The 18,335-nt window shown below is 37.8% G+C and carries 23 protein-coding genes; 9 read left to right on the forward strand and 14 right to left on the reverse strand.

Features of this window, described 5'->3' with window-relative positions; all coding sequences use genetic code 11:
• Positions 1-247: 247 nt before the first annotated feature.
• The 3 genes from hisD to MLC52_RS09200 are packed head-to-tail and all read right to left on the reverse strand — an operon-like array spanning position 248 to position 2,479.
• Positions 248-1,537, reverse strand: a complete 1,290-nt coding sequence (hisD, locus tag MLC52_RS09190; RefSeq protein ID WP_434580134.1) for a histidinol dehydrogenase — start codon at positions 1,535-1,537, stop codon at positions 248-250.
• Complete coding sequence (locus MLC52_RS09195) at positions 1,537-1,971, reverse strand: thioredoxin family protein (RefSeq protein ID WP_151899821.1); 435 nt, start codon at positions 1,969-1,971, stop codon at positions 1,537-1,539. Before MLC52_RS09195 ends, hisD begins: the two co-directional genes overlap by 1 nt.
• Complete coding sequence (locus tag MLC52_RS09200; protein ID WP_151899820.1) at positions 1,964-2,479, reverse strand: shikimate kinase; 516 nt, start codon at positions 2,477-2,479, stop codon at positions 1,964-1,966. The genes MLC52_RS09195 and MLC52_RS09200 overlap by 8 nt, the downstream gene beginning before the upstream one ends.
• A 110-nt stretch (positions 2,480-2,589) precedes the next feature.
• Here MLC52_RS09200 and MLC52_RS09205 point away from each other — a divergent pair, with 110 nt between their 5' ends.
• The 7 genes from MLC52_RS09205 to crcB are packed head-to-tail and all read left to right on the forward strand — an operon-like array spanning position 2,590 to position 7,613.
• Entirely contained in the window at positions 2,590-3,900 is a 1,311-nt protein-coding gene (locus MLC52_RS09205) for a S41 family peptidase (RefSeq protein ID WP_151899819.1), read from the forward strand.
• A 5-nt stretch (positions 3,901-3,905) separates the two neighbouring features.
• Positions 3,906-4,619, forward strand: a complete 714-nt coding sequence (gene purC, locus MLC52_RS09210) for a phosphoribosylaminoimidazolesuccinocarboxamide synthase (protein ID WP_151899818.1) — start codon at positions 3,906-3,908, stop codon at positions 4,617-4,619.
• 3 nt (positions 4,620-4,622) lie between these two features.
• Complete coding sequence (gene purS / locus MLC52_RS09215) at positions 4,623-4,862, forward strand: phosphoribosylformylglycinamidine synthase subunit PurS (RefSeq protein WP_151899817.1); 240 nt, start codon at positions 4,623-4,625, stop codon at positions 4,860-4,862.
• Complete coding sequence (purQ, locus tag MLC52_RS09220) at positions 4,862-5,536, forward strand: phosphoribosylformylglycinamidine synthase I (protein WP_346389896.1); 675 nt, start codon at positions 4,862-4,864, stop codon at positions 5,534-5,536. The genes purS and purQ overlap by 1 nt, the downstream gene beginning before the upstream one ends.
• Complete coding sequence (locus MLC52_RS09225; protein ID WP_151899815.1) at positions 5,533-6,579, forward strand: hypothetical protein; 1,047 nt, start codon at positions 5,533-5,535, stop codon at positions 6,577-6,579. The genes purQ and MLC52_RS09225 overlap by 4 nt, the downstream gene beginning before the upstream one ends.
• A complete protein-coding gene (locus tag MLC52_RS09230) occupies positions 6,557-7,255 on the forward strand; it encodes a lysophospholipid acyltransferase family protein (RefSeq protein ID WP_434580137.1) in 699 nt (232 codons plus the stop codon). Before MLC52_RS09225 ends, MLC52_RS09230 begins: the two co-directional genes overlap by 23 nt.
• Positions 7,224-7,613 carry a fluoride efflux transporter CrcB gene (gene crcB, locus MLC52_RS09235; protein ID WP_151899813.1) on the forward strand — a complete coding sequence of 130 codons (390 nt, stop codon included), beginning with the start codon at positions 7,224-7,226 and terminating at the stop codon, positions 7,611-7,613. Before MLC52_RS09230 ends, crcB begins: the two co-directional genes overlap by 32 nt.
• Here crcB and MLC52_RS09240 read toward each other — a convergent pair.
• Positions 7,603-8,175 (reverse strand): ABC transporter ATP-binding protein, encoded by a 573-nt coding sequence (locus MLC52_RS09240; protein ID WP_346389894.1) that lies wholly within the window; start codon positions 8,173-8,175, stop codon positions 7,603-7,605. The genes crcB and MLC52_RS09240 overlap by 11 nt on opposite strands.
• A 3-nt stretch (positions 8,176-8,178) precedes the next feature.
• Entirely contained in the window at positions 8,179-8,874 is a 696-nt protein-coding gene (locus MLC52_RS09245) for a dUTP diphosphatase (protein ID WP_434580139.1), read from the reverse strand.
• 81 nt (positions 8,875-8,955) lie between these two features.
• Here MLC52_RS09245 and MLC52_RS09250 point away from each other — a divergent pair, with 81 nt between their 5' ends.
• Positions 8,956-9,129, forward strand: a complete 174-nt coding sequence (locus MLC52_RS09250; RefSeq protein ID WP_434580140.1) for a uracil-DNA glycosylase — start codon at positions 8,956-8,958, stop codon at positions 9,127-9,129.
• On the opposite strand, the gene MLC52_RS09255 is transcribed toward MLC52_RS09250, so the two are convergent.
• From MLC52_RS09255 to ovoA, 4 genes are read right to left on the reverse strand one after another with little or no spacing between them, the layout of a single operon-like run.
• Entirely contained in the window at positions 9,104-9,529 is a 426-nt protein-coding gene (locus MLC52_RS09255; protein ID WP_434580142.1) for a hypothetical protein, read from the reverse strand. The two genes, MLC52_RS09250 and MLC52_RS09255, sit on opposite strands and share 26 nt — an antisense overlap.
• A complete protein-coding gene (locus MLC52_RS09260) occupies positions 9,530-9,751 on the reverse strand; it encodes a hypothetical protein (protein ID WP_151899808.1) in 222 nt (73 codons plus the stop codon). It abuts the gene before it with no gap.
• A complete protein-coding gene (locus MLC52_RS09265) occupies positions 9,744-10,940 on the reverse strand; it encodes a pyridoxal phosphate-dependent aminotransferase (protein ID WP_346389892.1) in 1,197 nt (398 codons plus the stop codon). Before MLC52_RS09265 ends, MLC52_RS09260 begins: the two co-directional genes overlap by 8 nt.
• Positions 10,925-13,024 carry a 5-histidylcysteine sulfoxide synthase gene (ovoA, locus tag MLC52_RS09270; protein WP_434580144.1) on the reverse strand — a complete coding sequence of 700 codons (2,100 nt, stop codon included), beginning with the start codon at positions 13,022-13,024 and terminating at the stop codon, positions 10,925-10,927. The genes MLC52_RS09265 and ovoA overlap by 16 nt, the downstream gene beginning before the upstream one ends.
• 46 nt (positions 13,025-13,070) lie before the next feature.
• On the opposite strand from ovoA, the gene pgeF reads away from it, so the two are divergent.
• A complete protein-coding gene (gene pgeF / locus MLC52_RS09275) occupies positions 13,071-13,793 on the forward strand; it encodes a peptidoglycan editing factor PgeF (RefSeq protein ID WP_434580146.1) in 723 nt (240 codons plus the stop codon).
• Here pgeF and MLC52_RS09280 read toward each other — a convergent pair.
• The 5 genes from MLC52_RS09280 to fliG form a co-directional block, all read right to left on the reverse strand.
• Positions 13,790-14,194: an RrF2 family transcriptional regulator gene (locus MLC52_RS09280; RefSeq protein WP_434580148.1), complete on the reverse strand. Its 405-nt coding sequence runs from the start codon at positions 14,192-14,194 to the stop codon at positions 13,790-13,792. The two genes, pgeF and MLC52_RS09280, sit on opposite strands and share 4 nt — an antisense overlap.
• Positions 14,194-14,625: a DUF4395 domain-containing protein gene (locus tag MLC52_RS09285; protein ID WP_434580150.1), complete on the reverse strand. Its 432-nt coding sequence runs from the start codon at positions 14,623-14,625 to the stop codon at positions 14,194-14,196. The genes MLC52_RS09280 and MLC52_RS09285 overlap by 1 nt, the downstream gene beginning before the upstream one ends.
• Positions 14,626-14,697: 72 nt before the next feature.
• Positions 14,698-16,521 carry a 1-deoxy-D-xylulose-5-phosphate synthase gene (dxs, locus tag MLC52_RS09290; protein ID WP_418641413.1) on the reverse strand — a complete coding sequence of 608 codons (1,824 nt, stop codon included), beginning with the start codon at positions 16,519-16,521 and terminating at the stop codon, positions 14,698-14,700.
• 1 nt (position 16,522) lies between these two features.
• Positions 16,523-17,302, reverse strand: coding sequence for a flagellar assembly protein FliH (gene fliH, locus MLC52_RS09295; RefSeq protein WP_151899802.1), 780 nt, complete (start codon positions 17,300-17,302; stop codon positions 16,523-16,525).
• A 3-nt stretch (positions 17,303-17,305) separates the two neighbouring features.
• Positions 17,306-18,334 (reverse strand): flagellar motor switch protein FliG, encoded by a 1,029-nt coding sequence (gene fliG, locus MLC52_RS09300; RefSeq protein WP_151899801.1) that lies wholly within the window; start codon positions 18,332-18,334, stop codon positions 17,306-17,308.
• Position 18,335: the final 1 nt, after the last annotated feature.

Raw genomic sequence — 18,335 nt, forward strand, 5'->3', positions numbered from 1 at the left:
CCTTCAGTGGCTTTTTTAAGATTTATAACTACGACTTATTAACACTAAAAGAAGCCCTTATGCACGGCATTTCAGGCTTTTTTTACTGTAGATATATTAACGCATGAACCTTAAAGAAGTAATAAAAGAGTGATATATTTTTGATAATTTTTTTGTAATGGGTATATCGGGAAAATTAATATTTCAAAGATTTATATTAGTTATAAAATAAAATTTTATAACTAATATATTATAATCAGATAATTATTTATTTTAGGCGAACACGGACAGACTGTTCATGAGCCGTTAATCCTTCTGTATTTGCAATCAAAGCGCACTCTTCTCCAATCTCATTGATAGCATTTTTACTGAATGAAATAATAGAACTTTTTTTCATAAAATTTTCAACACCAAGCGGTGAATAAAATTTTGCTGTACCCCCAGTAGGAAGCGTGTGGTTTGGTCCTGCAACATAGTCGCCTATAGCCTCAGGTGTGTTGTGTCCCAAGAATATTGCTCCGGCATGCTTGATATACGGCAAAAGTTCAAAAGGGCTCATCGTAGCGACTTCAAGATGTTCGGGCGCTATTTTGTTCATCAAATCAACGGCTTCATCCATATCTTTTGTTACGATGATTGCCCCTCTTTCTTCTATGGATTTTCTGGCTATTTCCTGGCGTGAAAGTTTTGTTAGCCATATTTCGATTTCATCTTTTACAGCATCGGCCAGTTTTTGCGAGGGTGTAATCAAAATAGAACTTGCCATTTCGTCATGTTCTGCCTGAGAAAGCAGATCTATAGCCAAGTGGTTGGCCTTTGCACTCTCATCTGCCAAAATACCTATTTCACTTGGCCCGGCTATCATGTCAATATTGACTTCACCGAAAACCATTTTTTTTGCAGTTGCCACAAAAATATTTCCGGGTCCTGTTATAACATCCACTTTCGGTATTGTCTCGGTTCCATACGCCATTGCGGCAATAGCACTTGCACCACCCACTTTATATACCTCACTCACACCACAAAGATGACAGGCAGCGAGTAAAAGCTCATTTGGTTCATTATCCGGTGTCGGCGTACAGATAATAATATTTTCAACACCTGCAACCTGCGCAGGAATAACATTCATAAGCAAAGATGAGGGGTAAGCTGCTTTTCCTCCCGGAATGTAGAGCCCTGCACTCTCAACCGGAGTCACCTGCTGTCCCAAAATCGTTCCGTTTGCTTCTGTATCAAACCATGATTTCGGTTTTTGCTTTTCATGATATGCTTTTATTCTGTCATAGGCAAGATGCAGGGCATCTTTAAGCTTTTTGTCAATATTTTCATAGGCTTTTTGCATAGATGCAGTCGTTATTTTCAAGTCTGCATCATTTTTTGGTGTCCAGTTGTCAAACTTACTGATATGTGATCGCAAAGCCAGATTTTTATCTGTTTTTATATCTTCAATAATATCATTTACTATGCCGCTTACATGGGCAATATCCATCTTTCCGCGCGCTAAAAGTTCTTCAAACTTTCCATCAAAATCATTATCACTGGATTTTACAAATATCATTACTTTTTCACTCTCTTTTGATTTGTATTAAATTCTTTTTGCACTATCTCTAATGCCTGTAAAAACACATCTTTTTTTGCATATCCCAAAAGTGGCTGAAACATAGGATCACCGTTTGGTAACAAAAACCATATTCCCGGAAGGCCCGGAGTATTTTGTGCCAGTACAGCCGGAATATAATCTCTTTTGTCCGTCCATGAACGAACAGCAATAAAATTTTTATTTATCTTTTGCACAACTTTTTCATCTTTAAGTGTTGTTTTATCAAGAAGCAGACAGTATTTGCAAGAGTGACTTGAAATAATAAAAAGAACAGGTTTATGCTCTTTTTGTGCCTGAACCATCCCTTCTTGATAGTCTTTTGCCCAGTGTATCTCATCAGCCATCAGAGATGTTGTGAATACAAATGCCAGTACCAATAATAATTTACCCATGTTTTTTTACCTTTTTTAAGAGTTCTTTTGCACATTCCTGTGCTGATTTTCCAGTAACATCTATGATGATATCTGCCAACTTCAGATACTGAGGTCGTCGTTCATCATAAAGTTTTTTTGCTTTTTTCAAATCAGCAAGCAACGGTCTTTTTTTCAATTTTCTTGTTGCATTGGGGTGTTCTTTTAATCGTTTAATGATAGCATCAAAAGGAGAATCCAATAGAACAATTGTACCTATTTTTTGTAAATTTGTCTGTTTGTAGAAACCGCCGCCGGTAGAAATGAGCGTATCATGTACACTTGTTTCCAGCCATTTTGCAACCCGTTTTTCCAGTTTTCTAAAATACTCTTCACCGTTTTCTTCAAATATCTTTTTAATTTTTCTGTTTTCCATGCTTTCTATAATGTCATCAGTGTCTATCGTCATATACGAAGAATATTTGAGCGCTTCGCGCGCTATACTTCCTTTGCCTACACCCATGAAACCTATTAGTACAATGTTTTTCATTTGATATCCCATACAAATTTAAAATGATTTTATCATATTTAGCATAAAAGTTTTCCATTTATCAACTGTTGGTATAATATCTTCTTTAAAAAATCAACAGTAGGTTTATTATGAAAAACAAAAAGTTTATCACTCTAGGATTTGCATCGGTTGCGACATCAATAGCGCTTATGCTTTCTTCTTCTTTATTTGCAGAGAGTTCCATAAAAGATGCACAGGCTTCTAGACTTCAGGCTTTGGAGAAATTCACGAAAGTCATCAGCATAGTACAACAATATGATGTTGATGATGTAACGATAGAAGAGCTTATAGACAAAGCACTTGACGGTATGATGAAAAATCTTGATGCCCATTCAAATTATCTGACAGAAAAAGATTACAAACGATTAAAAGTACAGACAGAAGGTGAATTTGGCGGGCTGGGAATTACTGTTGGTATGAAAGACGGTGCACTCACAGTTATATCCCCTATTGACGGAACACCGGCAGATAAAGCAGGGCTCAAAGCAGGTGATATAATTTTAAAAATTGACGACAAATCTACTATTGGCATGACCATAGATGAAGCGGTATCCCTTATGCGGGGAAAAGTCGGAGAACCTATTGATTTGCTCATCGTCAGAGAGGGAGAACTCAAGCCTCTTTCTATCCATATTGTCCGTGATATAATCAAAATAGAATCTGTACACGCAAAAGTAATAAATAATGATATTTTATACATACGCGTTGCCAGTTTTGACAAAAAAGTTGTAGAAGATGTTACGAAAGAGATAAATAAACGCAAAGCTTCCACTAAAGGTATTATTTTAGATTTAAGAAACAATCCTGGCGGATTACTTGACCAGGCAGTAGGTCTGGTTGACTCTTTTGTAGACAGCGGCGTGATAGTTTCCCAAAAAGGAAGACGAAAAATTGAAAACAAAACCTACAGCGCTCATGCCTCAAACACTCTGACAAAGGTTCCTTTGGTTGTTTTGGTCAACGGGGGAAGTGCCAGTGCCAGCGAGATTGTCAGTGGGGCTCTGCAAGACCACAAACGCGCTGTGCTCGTAGGAGAAAACACTTTTGGCAAAGGAAGTGTACAGGTTGTCCTGCCTATTACAAAAACAGAAGCAATAAAACTTACTATTGCCAGATACTACCTCCCAAGCGGAAGAACCATTCAGGCGGTAGGCGTGAAGCCTGACGTAGTCGTTATTCCAGGTGAGCTTAAAACACATAAAAATGAGTTTGCCATAAAAGAAGCAGACCTGAAAAAACATCTGCAGGAAGAACTTGAAAAAGTTGACGGGAAAAAAGAAGAGACTAAAGAAGATAAAAAAGATAAAAAAGATATAATTACGCCAGAAATGCTCAACAAAGACATTCAACTCAAAGAAGCCGTTGACATCATAAAAGCTCTTGTTATAATGAAAGGATAAAAAACGTGAAAAAAAAAGAATTACTTTACGAAGGTAAGGCAAAAAAACTCTACGCGACAGAAGATGAAAATTTAGTCATTTCTGAATTTAAAGATGACTTAACAGCATTTAATGGCGAAAAAAAATCCAGCGAAGTCGGAAAAGGAGCACTGAACAATAAAATTTCTACAGAATTGTTCAAACTCTTGGAAAAGAATGGCATTCCTACCCATTTTGTGAAAATGCTTGATGACAATCACATGCTTCATAAAAAAGTTGATGTTATTCTCATAGAGGTCATTGTTCGCAATATTGCAACAGGAAGTCTTACCCGCAATCTTGGTATTGAAGACGGTACAGTTCTTCCTTTTACTCTTGTAGAATTTGACTACAAAAATGATGAACTTGGTGATCCTAAACTCAATGACCAGCATGCACTGATTCTTGGACTGGTTGATTTTCAGGATGAGCTTGACAAACTTCGCCGTATGGCTCGACAGGTAAATGATATTTTAAAGCCTTATTTTGCTCAGAAAGGTTTGAATTTAGTTGATTTTAAACTTGAATTCGGAAAAGACAAAGAGGGAAATATCATTCTCATTGATGAAATTTCACCGGACAACTGCCGTTTTTGGGACATACAAAGTGGTGAAAAAATGGATAAAGACAGATTCCGACAAGGACTAGGTGGCGTTACAGTAGCTTACGAGCAGGTATTAAACAGAATTTTAGGAAAATAACAAATGAAAGCAATAGTAAATGTATTTTTAAAAGCAGGCGTATTAGACTCGCAGGGAAAAGCTGTACATCATGCCCTTAACTCTCTGCAATTTGGTAATGTTGAAGATGTTCGTGTAGGCAAACAGATCATACTCAAAATTAATGAAACAGATAAAGAAAAAGCAATGTCTGATGTGACAAAAATGTGTGAAGATCTTTTGGCAAACACCGTAATTGAAGACTATACTATAGAGCTTGTATAATGAAAGTTTCTATTTTACAATTTCCGGGAACGAACTGTGAATATGATACACAGTATGCTTTTGAAAAACTTGGTGCGACAACACAGATAGTATGGCACAAATCTACAACAATACCCGAAGATACTGATTTGCTTGTAGTAGCAGGAGGGTTTTCCTATGGTGATTACCTCAGAAGCGGTGCTATTGCGAAATTCAGCCCTGTTATGTCTGCAGTAAAAGAGTATGCAGAAAATGGCGGAAAAATTTTAGGTATTTGTAACGGTTTTCAGGTTTTAACAGAAGCAAGACTTCTTCCCGGCGCACTGAAGCGGAACGAAGGGCTGCACTTCATTTCAAAACATCACCATCTTCGTGTAGAAAACTGTGACAATATTTTTTTAAAAAAACTGCATACCGGCGATGTTGTAAATATACCAATAGCACACCATGACGGAAACTATTACATAAATGACGAGGGTCTGGCAGAGCTTGAAGCCAACGGACAAATACTTTTGAAATACACTGACGCAAACGGTGAAATACAAAATCCTAACGGAAGTGTTGCAGGCATTGCAGGTGTTTGCAATAAAGAAAAAAATATTTTTGGCCTTATGCCGCATCCAGAACGCGCTATGGAATCTCTCTTGGGAAGCGATGACGGAATAAAAATGCTAGAAGGATTTTTAGCGTCGTGATCAAAGCACTTTTAATTGCTCTCATTTTCATCACATCACTTTTTGCAAATAAAGTGATTTATCTCAGCTACGATGAAATTCCGACAAGAGTTATTAAAGGTGAAATATTTCCCGTAACTTACAAAACACTCTCAACAGTAAAAAACTTTGATGATGTTTTGTATGAATTTTCAAATCATCAAGGTATCAAAATCCTTGATGAAGCACCCCAGAGAGTGCAAAAAGGAAAGTATTATTTTGATACTTTTCATATGCAGGCAACACAAAAACAGGCAAAACTTCCCGATATTGAAGCTTTTTTAATGGCACCCCATGATTACAACAGCACAACGCTTCAAGGTCCGAACCTTAATGTAATTACACTCAATCCCGGGGAAAACTTTTCCAATATCATAGCCAATAGTTTTACTGTTCAAGAGTATAAAACAACAGTGTATGACGATACACACAACATTGTTATATTTGTTGCCTCAGCACAAAACGCTGATCTGAATGAAATCCGTTTTAAACATGTATACAAGCAGGGACTTGAATCAATTTCCGGTAACTACAGGGAAGGGAAGATTATATATTTTGTTATTATTGACAAAAAAATAGAAAATTTTTCTTTTTCCTATTTTAATTTGCTTAAAAATGATTATGCTTTAGTCACAATCCCGATTATAGTCAATGATGACAGTGTTACCACACAAAGTGACTTGCGACCGCGAGACCAGTCACATGATACGATCAAGATGTATATAGCGGCTGCTGTGGCATTCTTAGGTTTTATTCTAATTCTTGTGCGTCGTAAATATTTCTATCTGATTTTTATTATCATACCATTAATTTATATAATTTATCTGGCAATACCCCAGAAAAAAGTATGTATCAAAGAGGGTACACCTCTTTATCTGCTGCCGGTAGACAACTCTACTGTATTTGAAACAACACAAACACAATACCATTTAACGAAAGAAGGACAGGTGCGAAACTTTATAAAAGTAAAACTGAAAAACAATAAAATAGGCTGGGTGAAAAATGAAGATACTTGCTCATATTAGTTGGGCTTATGCCACGTTTATTATCTTTACAGGGCTGACTTTTTCCATAATATTATATCCGATTTTACCTCGTCCCTATGCAAGAAAAGCAGTAGCATGGTTTATCAAGCTCACTACATTTTTTTCTACAACAGTCGAAGGAAAAGAAGACCCCGATGCACAAATGTTTTTAGTAAACCACCAAAGTGATTTGGATATCGGTATTTTGGAGACTGTTACAAATAAAGATATAACATGGGTTGCAAAAAAGTCTCTTTTTGATGTACCGTTTTTTGGTTTGGCAATGAGTATGCCAGAAGATATAGAAGTAGAAAGGGAGAGCAAAACATCTCTCATCAAACTGCTTCGTGCTGCCAAAGACAGGCTGAAAAAGAAAAGAGTCATTACAATGTTTCCAGAAGGCACACGTTCAAAAGGAGCCAAAATGCTCCCTTTCAAGTCAGGAGCCAAAGTCATCGCAGATCAATACAAGCTCAAAGTGCAGCCTATCGTTCTTATAGAGACTGCAAAGTGCTATGATCTGAAACGTTTTTATTATGTTCCCCGAAATATAAAAGTTGTTTTTCTTGACTCTTTTATTGCTGATAAAAATGATCCGGACTGGTTAAATGAACTAAGAAAAAAAATGCAAAAGGTATATGATCATGAGCTGGCAAACAATACTTGCAATAGGTAGCGGCGGATTTATCGGAGCAGTATTACGCTCATACATTAACGGGCTTATTTCCCACAGAGTACCGCATGAACTCCCTTTTGGGACACTTGGTGTCAACCTCATAGGAAGTTTTATTATGGGTGCGCTTTTGGCATATTTTATGTATTCAACTTTTTTAACACCCCATATGAAATCTTTTCTCTCAACAGGAATTTTAGGTGCATTGACCACCTATTCCACCTTTGCCATTGAAAGTTTTTTGCTTTTGGAAGGAGGGAGTATCGCGTTGGGGCTTTTAAATATGGCACTGAATGTTTTTGGAACAGTATTTATGGCGGGAAGCGGTTATTATCTCATCAACCATTTTTTCAAATCCTGATGACCTCATCTGCGCACCAGGATGCCAAGTCCATGTCATGGGTAATCAAAAGCATTCCCATTGAGTCAAGATTTTTTATAAGCATTTTCATCACTTCAAGCTGAATCACATTATCAAGTGCCGATGTCGGTTCATCCAGTAAGAGGAGTTGCGGCTTCATAAGCATAGCTCTTATGATAGATGCACGCTGAAGCTGTCCGCCTGAGAGTTCATGCGGCAGTTTTAAAAGCAGATCATACTCAAAACTCATATTTTCCATCAAACTGTTGAGATTATCCAAAGATGCCACATCTTTTATTTGGTGCAATAATGTATAACTCGGATGAAAGGAACTGTAAGGATCTTGAAAAATCTCAGACACCCTTGAAACTTTAATCGTACCGTTTTGTGGTTTGAGATTTCCGAGTATAAGTTCAAAAAGTGTACTTTTACCGGCTCCGCTCTCTCCGACTATAGCCTTTAACTCTCCCTGTTTTAAACACAGTGAAAAGTTTTCAAAAAGAGGCTTCTTGTTTGTATAGCCAAAGCTTACATTTTTTATCTCTAAAACAGTATCTTGCAAAAATCAGCTCTCACTTTCTGCAGGATAGGCCTGTTCAAGTTTTTTATACAGCTCATCAGGAGTCACATCAGCGTGCTCTTCCCATATTCTTTTCATCACAACGTTATCTTCTTCACCCTTCCAGATTTTTATATAACTGCCCTCTTTGTATCCGTGATCCTGACGGAACTGATTGAGTATATTTTTTCCTACATAAAGACGATAAAGCGTCTCTAGATTCAGACCGCTCATACTGACCAAATCAAAAAATTCTGATACCAGTTCTTCTAAAGCAATGCTCTCTTTTGAGACAGCAATGCGTATAAGATTTTCAATTTTTTGCATCACATCCTCCTGCGATGCAAATGCTGCAGTATCGGATTCTATGCCACCGAGTGCTTTCAAAGCTGATATGTCTATCGCTATATCTTCGATGCCGCCTTGTAAATTTTTACTGTATTCTTCTATTGCCAGGCTCATAATAAAATGCCAGACATCTATAACTTCAATCTGGTGATTTTGCCAGTCAGGCTCGACATCTATACTCTTCCAATGCTTCCAGCCAAAACTGTCCACCATCTCTGCGCACTCCATATATATACAGCGTTTCCAGTTAATAGACTTGCCGTTTTTTGTTATGCCTTTTGTCCACTCTTCACCATTGGTTGCATCGTTGAGCTGATTTTGCAGTTGCAGCATCAAAAAAATTTTATTATTCATCTGTTTCCTTTTAATCTGGAAGAAATTCATTTCTTTATTTTATCTAATATGCTAGAATTACTTACTTAAAGAGAGAGATTTATGAAAAGAATTAATTGTAGAAAATGTGAATACTATTATGTAACCTGGGAAGCATCAAAACCGCATGGATGCAAAGCGTACGGATTTAAATCCGCACAGATTCCCTCTATGGTGGTTTTAAACAGCAGTGGGGCTGATTGCTCCTTGTTTAAAGTGAAAACGGTTCGTAAATAATTTTTTTTCCAAAACCCAGTCTGTTATCAGTCAATTTAAAATAATGCACTTCTATTTGCCAGAGTTTGGGCATCATTGCCAATGCATACGGAAAGGTTTTAAAATAAAGTTTTTTCAAAGCACTGTTTTGCAGTTGCTTCATTTCCCCCCGAAACTGTAAACCCTCAATTTTTCCGACTTCCTGTGTTTCAAGTAAAATATTCCCTGCAATAAACGGATTTTTTAAAATATGCTTTACATGTAATGTCTCTTCACTGCTTGCTACGATAAAAGAGAGACTCTTCGTGTCATACGCATAAAAAAGGCTGCAAACGCTAAGTCGGTCCCTGTCTGTTGTTGCCAGGCTCATCACATGATGTTTTTGAATAAACGCAGTAATTTTTTTTAACTCTTTCTTCATTTAGTTTTGGAACATAAAATTTTCCAGTTTTTCCGGATCTGTTATATTGCGTTTATCGAGCATCATTTTTGCCGTTTCATCCTGAACAAGTATTTCAAATATTTCAAAAGGGTTTGTCATGTTATAATAACTCTTAATGAAATCAAGCAATATTGCGAAATTGTCATTTTTTGCTGTGTATCTTTTGTACTCTTTATACTCATTCCAGTTTATATCAGCCACTTATTTTCCTCAATGCATTTTCAAGTCTTTGAACGACCTCTGCCATTTTAGCAGAGCTGAGCGCAAAATTCAAGCGCATAAACCCACTGCCTTCTCTGCCAAAACTGATACCGGGATTAAGTCCGAGTTTTGCTTCTTTGATAAAAAAGCTACGGAGCTCTTTGTCTTTTAAGCCCATACCGCGACAATCAATCCATGCCAGGTAGGTCGCCTCAATCGGTGTTACCTTTATAAAGTGCGGATACTTTTTTGCAAGTGCGCTCAGCATTGAATAGTTTTCATATAAATGAATTTTCAATGCTCTAAGCCACTCTTTTGCTTCTTTGTAGGCAGCTTCAAATGCTACATGTGACAAAGATGAGCCTTGGGCAAAATGCACTTTGTCATATGCTTTTTTAAATTTTTCCCGCAGCTCTTTGTTCGGGATGGCTACTGTGCTTATTGCAAAACCTGCCATATTAAAAGTTTTTCCTACGCCAATTGCGGTAAGTGTAATATCTTTTGCCCGTGAGCCTAATGCGGCAAACGGAGTATGTTTGTATGGTGCATAGACCAGATCAGCATGTATTTCATCCGCAAAAACGACAATATTATGTTGTAGACAAACTTCCAGTATCTGTTCAAGTTCCTCTTTTTTCCATACTCTTCCCACAGGATTATGAGGAGAACACAGCAGTAAAAGCTTTGTATTTTCATCAATTTTTGCTTTCAAATCTTCTATATCAAATTCATATTTTCCCTGCTTGTTACATGTAAGCGGATTTTTGACAAGTTTTCTGTTTAATTGCAAAACACTGTGGAAAAAAGGCGGATAGACAGGTGTTTGTACGATAACACCCTCTCCCTCTTTTGTAAAAGCCTCTATAGCAGTATGCATCGATGCTACAACAGAATGGGAATAGAACATATCTTCCAATGCAAAAGTAACATTATGCTCTTGTTTCATCCATGCAATCTGTGCCATAAATGCGGACTCCGGTACCTCTTCATATCCCATCACCGGATGTCGGAGTCTTTTTTTCACAGCATCCAAAACACACTGTGGTGTATCTATATCCATATCTGCTACCCATACAGGAAGGACATCCTGTGTACCGAAAAGCTGTTCTCTTAAAACATATTTTTCCGCATTGCTGCCTTCACGTTCACTGGCTGTATCAAAACTGTACTTCTTCAACGCTTTTTCCATACACTTACCTGTGAAACGGTATGTTGATATTTTCTTGCTGTTTCTTTTATGACAAACTCCAAATCTTCTACATGTAAAAGCTCAAATTTATCATGCAGAATATCTTTCAGGCGCTCTATTGTTCTGACTGCATTCCCGTTTTCATCTTTGTATCCGCCAAGCCAAAACTCTTTTTTTGTAGAGCTTTCCTGCCATGTATAGGGAGAGGTAAGCATCAGTATACCGTCGGCATTGAGTCTTTGGTCTACCGTGTCCAAAAAGAGTCTTGGGTTGTAAAGTCTGTCTATGAGATTCGTCGCCATTATCAAATCATACGCAGTGAAATCAGGCTTCAGGTTACAGGCATCTCCCTGCCAAAAAGAGACTTTCTCAGCCAACTGCTCATATCCCAAATCCTGCAGAGTCACTTTTTTATTGATACTGAGTTCACCCTCTTCCTTACATGTAAACGCAACATAGCCTGCTTCTTGTAATTTGGAACCGACCTGAATGAAACGTACAGAAAAATCTATACCCTCAACTTTGTCAAATATTTTTGCAAGCTCGAAACTGGCTCTTCCTGTTGCGCAGCCTAAATCCAGTGCTTTTGTTGTATTTGTTGCATATTTTGCAGCAATCTTTGCACAGGCTATGGCAAAATTTTCAACACCAAAATGCGTGTCACCATACTGAAATTCACAATACTGTGAAACAAGTTCATCACTCTCATAGATATCTCCACGGTCATCTTTGCTGTTTTGTGTTATAACATAGCGAAAACCGGCATTTTGAAAAAAGTGTTTTCTAAATGCATACCGAGAGTGTTTCATGATTAGGTTTCCACTGCTGGCCCATGATGAACCGAGTATCATAGCATGCTTGTCATCAAAAGTAGGCACAGAAAAGTCGTCATAGGCCGCATGCACTTCAAAACCTTTAAAAGGGCGTATCGGTGTTCTGCTCCACTGCCATACATTTCCTATAACATCATAAATCCCGTTAAAACCGAACTCATCAACAGGACAGGAGGAAGCATAATGATAAAAATTGATATTTGCACGACTCTCATGCAGGGCAGGAACATCTTTAAGATTGGCTCTTTTATATATCAATTCATATTCTGCCTCACTTGGAAGGAGATACTCTTTGTTCTCTTTTTTGCTTTTGTATCTGCAAAATGCTTCTGCCTCAAGAGCATTCACATCCACAGGCCAATCTTGCGGCATATCTATAATCTTGCTTAACGCTCTGTACTTAAAGACTCCGTTTTTTTTGACCCAAAAATGAGGATGCTTTGCATTGGATTTTTCTAAAAACACCAACCCTTCTTTATCCCAGTACTCTTTTGTCTCATATCCGCCGTCATTGACAAACTCCATAAATTCGCCATTGCTGACAAGAAATTTACAAACCTGAAAATCTTTAACAACTTCTTCATAGCTGCCATATTCATTATCCCATCCATACAGATGATGATTCTTGGCTTTTCCCAGAGTAACTGTATCGCCCTTGAGTGTTATCATCTCATTTTGAGGCGCATCTGAAGAGTGTGTACAGATATTGAATTCAGGAACATCTTTGATATATTCCAGAGGCATTTGACGATGCAGCACCAAAGATGTCTCTATGTGAATACGCTCATGCTCTATCCCCATCAGTATAATCCACATTGGTGAGTCCTGTTTTATCGGTAAACTAAACTCCAACTGCATGATCAATCTGTCTACCAGTTTTCGAACAGCATCCCGGTAATTTTTCACTGCAGAGACTTCAGGCCACCTGTAGCGTGACTCGTCCAGATCATCCCAACGCATTTCATCTACGCCTACAGCAAACAGAGACTCAAATTCAGGATTTATTCTTTCATAAATTATTTGCATACTTACAAGTCTGTTTACAAAAAAGGTCGCTGTATGTCCAAAATAAAATATCATTGGATGACGGGTCGGTTCGCTTTTCTTGTAAAACACAGACTCATCTTGCAACAATTCAAAAACTTTTTCAAACAGATCAAAGGTATTATGGAAGTACTCGCGTATCTCTTTGCGTTTTTTCTCAATATTTTCTCCATCAAGTGTGACCGGGTACATACTTAGTTTACTCAATATTTTTCCTTTTTCTATTTATCATGGCTTATGTTATAATCATTATATGAAATTTTATCAAAGTAAATTATTAAACAACTACTCAAAACTCACACATGCCTTTACATGTAAGGAAAGCGGGAATTTAGCCTTTCATGTTCAGGATAATCCAAAAAATGTACTGCAAAATCATAAAACTTTGGCAAAAAAACTCCATTATGACTATAAAACACTTGTACACATGAAACAGATTCACTCAAATATTGTAAAAACAGTTGATAAAAACGACAACTTTTTCAATCCTCCTACCTGTGACGCAGTGATTACAAATAAAAAAAACACCCCTCTGCTGGTAATGGCAGCCGACTGTTCTCCGGTCCTTTTTTATGATCCCAAACAAAATGTCATTGCTGCAGCACATGCCGGCAGAGCGGGAGCCTTTGAAAATATTGTTCAAAATGTTCTTAACAGTTTTGTCAGTAGTTTCGCATCAGATATGAAGGATCTTCTAGTCACCGTCGGACCTGCAATATGTCAGAAATGTTATAAAATAAATGAGCAGATTTACAAAGAGGCAAAAGAGAAAGAAGTCAGTTATGCTGTTGATAAAAAAGGAAAGAAATTCTACCTGGACATCAGAGCAATACTCCAGAAACAGTTCTGTGCAGCAGGTGTTTTAGCCAAGAATATTGAGATATCAGATATTTGCAACTGTTGTCATTCTGACAGATTTTATTCTTACAGAAAAAACAACCCTACCGGAAGATTTGCAGGGATTATTATGCTTTAAATTTCATAAAAATATGTTGCATATGCCTTGTCAAGTTCAGAGAGTTTTACATGAAAAACAGCACGGACTTTCTCCTGAATATCTTTCCAAAAAGAGTCCAGCACTACACTTGCTCCAACATTTTGCCCTACTACAAAAAGTTCTCCTTCCAAGGCTTCTACAATATCTAGAACGATAATATTAGAAGCATCTGTGACCAGTTTATACCCGCCGTTTACACCTCTTATACTTACAACAAAGCCGTGCTTTTTCAAGCTTGAAAGAATTTGTTCAAGGTAACCGTGCGAAATTTGCGTCATCGCAGCTATCTCTTTTATCTGCATCAGCTTGTTTCTGGGAGAATTGTACAACGCATGCATTGCTGCAACACCATACAGGCTTTTTGTAGACACTCCTACCATTACATAAATCTTTTATATAAATAATACATTTTGCATCCCAGACAGTAGTTAAAAGCAACTTCCAAAAACAGACATACAAGAAAAACACCACTCATAATATAAAACAGCATTTGTGCATGCAATAGATCAAATAATACTATAAATACTAAAAATATCAACCCAAAATATGTAGCCAGTCTTTTAGCCGCAGCATCTTCAAATTTACTCTTTACATGTAACAGCTCTTTAGTTCTTGCAGACAGGAAGTACAAAGGGCTGTAGTTTTTGTCAATAAAAAGTCTTATCATAAAATCTGCAATTAAAAAAAGCACAATACCCCTGGATGATGTACCAAGATAAAGACTGAAAAGCAGTAAAATATAAGATGCATTAATTCTGACAATATTAGCATCAACTTTGATAAATGATATAGGACAGGACTTTTGACTCATGCCGACTCCTTGTATTGATTGTTGGAATAATAATAAAGAAGTCGCTTAAAGTCAAGTAAACATAGTAGGTTACTAAGGTTTATGGTTTATGACTTTTTTTGCCAGTTGTTCAGGCAAGAGTTCTAAAGACTCTTCTACAACTCTGGTATTGCCGTGTGTGATAAATGCATCCTCGTATTCAAAAGATACAACGGATATATTTAAAATATTCTCCTTTGCCAAAAACTCTAAAATTGCAGAGCCGACACCGCCATACTTTGCCGTATCTGAAAAAACAAACCATTTGTTATACCTGTTTGACAAATCTTTGAGCATCTCTTCATCAAGCGGTTTTACAAAACGTAAATCGAGAATACTTACATCTTCCTTCATGCATTGTGCTGTTTGATATGCCCGTCCGACACCATTTCCGTAACCGATAAAAAGAATATTGCTCTTTGCCGTCTGTAAAAGCTGGGATTTTCCAAGTTCAAAAGGTGCAGACTCAGGCAAATCAGTTTCTGTAAAAGAACCCCTTGGATAACGCAAAGAACACGGATGCTCATATTTTGCGGCAAAACCCATTGCCTGATGAAAACTCTTCTCATCTCTAGGTGCAAACAGTGTCATATTTGGAATAGTCCGCAAATAACTGACATCAAATACACCCTGGTGGGTTTCTCCGTCTTCTCCAACAATTCCGGCACGGTCAAGTGCAAATACAACAGGCAGATCCATCAAGCAGGTATCGTGAATTACCTGATCATAGGCACGCTGCAAAAATGTAGAATAAATACTGCAAAAAGGTTTAAATCCCTCTTTTGCCAGTGCTGCCATAGAAGTCACGGCATGCTGTTCTGCAATAGCCACATCCCAAAAACGTGTCGGATATTTTTTTATAAGCTCACTTAGCCCTGTACCGCTTGGCATTGCTGCTGTAACACCGACAATCTTCTCATTTTTTTCACATAAAGAAAGAAGAGACTCGGTATATATCTGTGTAGCGCTTTTTGTTGCGGCTTTTTTGGCAGAACTGCCGCTGGAGAGATCAAACGGACCGACACCATGCCATTTTTCTTCTTTGCCTTCTGCAATTTCATACCCTTTTCCTTTAAGAGTCTGTGCATGAATTATAACCGGTTCATTGAGTTTTCTTGCCGTTTTGAGTATCTCTACAAGTTGTGCAATATTGTGCCCGTCTATTGGACCAATGTAATTAATCCCCATCTCTTCAAAGAGTATACCCGGAGTAATGAGTTTCAAAGATTCTTCCATGCGCTTTGCAATATATCTGGCACCGTCACCAAAGTTGTCGACAAAACTCTCCGTATTTTTTTTAAATCTTTGGTAAAAAGGAGATGCCATGGCAGAGCTGAGCATTCTGCTGATTGCACCAATAGGTTTTGCTATGCTCATCTCATTATCATTTAAAATAATAATCATCGGGTACTTTCTCTCACCCAACTCATTTAACGCCTCATACACCATACCTGCCGTCATAGAACCGTCACCGATAAGCACCACGGGAATACGTTCATTTTGCTGACCTTTAAGCGCTATGGCTTTGGCAGCCCCGACTCCCAAAGATATGGACGTGGAACTGTGTCCTGCCACAAAATAATCATCGCTGCTTTCGCTTGGTTTTGTATAACCGCATATTCCCTTAAACTGTCTGAGTGTATCAAATTCTTCCCATCTTCCTGTAAGCAGTTTGTGGGCATACGCCTGGTGTGATACATCAAAGATAAAAGGATCTTTTTGAGAATCAAATACTTTATGCATTGCCACAATTATCTCTGTAGCCCCGAGAGTAGAACTCAAATGTCCGCCATTCTTACTCACAACTTCCAAAATTCGTTTTCTTATATCTTCACTGAGAGCTTCAAGCTCTTTAATACTTTTCTCTTTTATATTCATTCTACTCACTTAAAGCTGCCTTTTTTACTCTCTCAAATCTTTTTGATATTTGTGCATCAATATTGCCTGCATCACTCAAAACTATAACACCGCCTTCACTTACTGCACTTTCAGGCAAAACTTTTACATGCTCAAGTTTGGTAAAATGTTCTGCGATAGCGCTGTGATCTTTTGGATTGACCTTCAGTGTTATTTTAGAAGCATTTTGTAATTCCTGTATCAACTCATCACTGAGTTTTTTAGCAATCTGTGAGGAATTTTCACTGACTTCAATCTGTACAACCTCTTTTGCAATGTCTATGGCCGCATGCAGCAATTCGTTCTTTATCCCTTCTAAAGCTTTTTCAAATTCACTCGCACTCTCTTCAAGTTTTTGTATGGAGTTTGTCAAAAGCTCGAGTTTACTACGCAGTGTTTTGTCAATCTCTTCTCTTGCTTTTGCCTCTCCGGCCTTCAAGCCTTCAGCAAAAGCCTCTTCCCTGGCTTTTTTCAGTTCTTCTTGAAACTCTTCTTCTTTGGCTTCGAGTCTCATTTGCAATTTTATAAAGTTTGATGACATTTCATCTGTTTTTTTCATTAAAGACTCTATAAGTGAATCTTTAGAACTCGTACTCAGAGCACTCGAATCAACATCCGAAGCTCTTGCCTTTGGATTGTCTTCTTGTGTAAATACCTTATTTTCTTTTTTTTGCTCTTCTTTTGAGCCCATTGCAATAACTTTAAAACTGTATTTTTGCACATTATGCTCGTTAATTTCATTTTCAGATATTATAGTTGCCATTTTTTACTCTATCATCTCTTCGCTGGAGCCCATTTGGATAGTTCCCGCTTCAGCCAACTGATTGACCACTTCCACAATTTTTCTCTGAGCCGCCTCAACATCTTTCATTTTGACTGCTCCCAGGAACTGCATCTCTTCTTCAAAGGCTTCTCGAGCCCGCTCACTCATTGCAGAGAAAAACTTCTCTTTTAACTCTTCCGGAGCAGATTTGAGTGCCAGCATCAATTCTGCTTTGTCTACAGCCTTTAAAATCTCTGCAATAGAATTCTTGTCCAAAGTCACAATATCTTCAAAAGTAAACATCATCTCTTTAATCTGTGTTGCCAACTCTTCATCGACCTGCTCAATATTTGCCAAAGTCGCTTTAGAGCTTTTTGCACCAAGGCGGTTAAAGATATCTGCAACCGCACGTGTTCCGCCAACTTCTACTTTATAAGAAGCAAGCGATTCAAGTTTTGATTCAAGAACAGCAGAAACCCGTTTGATGACCGAAGGGGAAATGTCTCCGAGTTTTGCCATACGCATCGCAACTTCACTTCGCAAATCATCCGGAAAATACTGCAATGTGTCGGCAGCCTCAGTAGGGTCCATATGTGCCAAAATCAAAGCAATTGTTTGTGGATGTTCATTGATAATAAAGTCTGAAAGCTGTTGTGGTTTGATTTTTGAAAGATAGGCAAAGTTTTGTGTATTTTGCATGCTTTTTGAGAGTTTGTCTAAAATCTTTTTTGCCTCTTCGGGACCGAGTGTTCTGTAGAGTAGTTCTCTTGCATACTCCATACCGCCTGATGTCATATACTGACCCGACTGAAATATCGCATGAAACTCTTCTAAAACAGCAGTTGCTATTGCCTTGTCAATAGTTCTGTTTGCTGCAATATATTTTGATATTTCAGTAATAGCCTCAACACCCATATTTGAAAATATTGCCGCTGTTGCGTCTTCACCCAACTGCAGCAGAAGTATGGCAATTTTTTCTGCCATACTCATTTCATCAAGTGCGGCCTGTTGCTGCTGTGTTAAAGTAGCCATA

Origin of the sequence: Sulfurimonas sp. NW15 (assembly GCF_051132285.1) — a bacterium.
Lineage (GTDB): Bacteria > Campylobacterota > Campylobacteria > Campylobacterales > Sulfurimonadaceae > Sulfurimonas > Sulfurimonas hydrogeniphila.

Bases quoted from the DNA above. Each gene is read 5' to 3' on its own strand.
- MLC52_RS09245 (WP_434580139.1), bottom strand. From the start codon at position 8,874: ATGAATAATAAAATTTTTTTGATGCTGCAACTGCAAAATCAGCTCAAC.
- fliG (WP_151899801.1), bottom strand. From the start codon at position 18,334: ATGGCTACTTTAACACAGCAGCAACAGGCCGCACTTGATGAAATGAGT.
- MLC52_RS09250 (WP_434580140.1), top strand. From the start codon at position 8,956: ATGAAAAGAATTAATTGTAGAAAATGTGAATACTATTATGTAACCTGG.
- MLC52_RS09205 (WP_151899819.1), top strand. From the start codon at position 2,590: ATGAAAAACAAAAAGTTTATCACTCTAGGATTTGCATCGGTTGCGACA.
- MLC52_RS09195 (WP_151899821.1), bottom strand. From the start codon at position 1,971: ATGGGTAAATTATTATTGGTACTGGCATTTGTATTCACAACATCTCTG.
- crcB (WP_151899813.1), top strand. From the start codon at position 7,224: ATGAGCTGGCAAACAATACTTGCAATAGGTAGCGGCGGATTTATCGGA.
- dxs (WP_418641413.1), bottom strand. From the start codon at position 16,521: ATGAATATAAAAGAGAAAAGTATTAAAGAGCTTGAAGCTCTCAGTGAA.
- MLC52_RS09265 (WP_346389892.1), bottom strand. From the start codon at position 10,940: ATGGAAAAAGCGTTGAAGAAGTACAGTTTTGATACAGCCAGTGAACGT.
- MLC52_RS09280 (WP_434580148.1), bottom strand. From the start codon at position 14,194: ATGGTAGGAGTGTCTACAAAAAGCCTGTATGGTGTTGCAGCAATGCAT.
- fliH (WP_151899802.1), bottom strand. From the start codon at position 17,302: ATGGCAACTATAATATCTGAAAATGAAATTAACGAGCATAATGTGCAA.
- hisD (WP_434580134.1), bottom strand. From the start codon at position 1,537: ATGATATTTGTAAAATCCAGTGATAATGATTTTGATGGAAAGTTTGAA.
- purS (WP_151899817.1), top strand. From the start codon at position 4,623: ATGAAAGCAATAGTAAATGTATTTTTAAAAGCAGGCGTATTAGACTCG.
- pgeF (WP_434580146.1), top strand. From the start codon at position 13,071: ATGAAATTTTATCAAAGTAAATTATTAAACAACTACTCAAAACTCACA.
- MLC52_RS09255 (WP_434580142.1), bottom strand. From the start codon at position 9,529: ATGAAGAAAGAGTTAAAAAAAATTACTGCGTTTATTCAAAAACATCAT.
- purQ (WP_346389896.1), top strand. From the start codon at position 4,862: ATGAAAGTTTCTATTTTACAATTTCCGGGAACGAACTGTGAATATGAT.
- MLC52_RS09230 (WP_434580137.1), top strand. From the start codon at position 6,557: ATGAAGATACTTGCTCATATTAGTTGGGCTTATGCCACGTTTATTATC.
- MLC52_RS09200 (WP_151899820.1), bottom strand. From the start codon at position 2,479: ATGAAAAACATTGTACTAATAGGTTTCATGGGTGTAGGCAAAGGAAGT.
- MLC52_RS09285 (WP_434580150.1), bottom strand. From the start codon at position 14,625: ATGAGTCAAAAGTCCTGTCCTATATCATTTATCAAAGTTGATGCTAAT.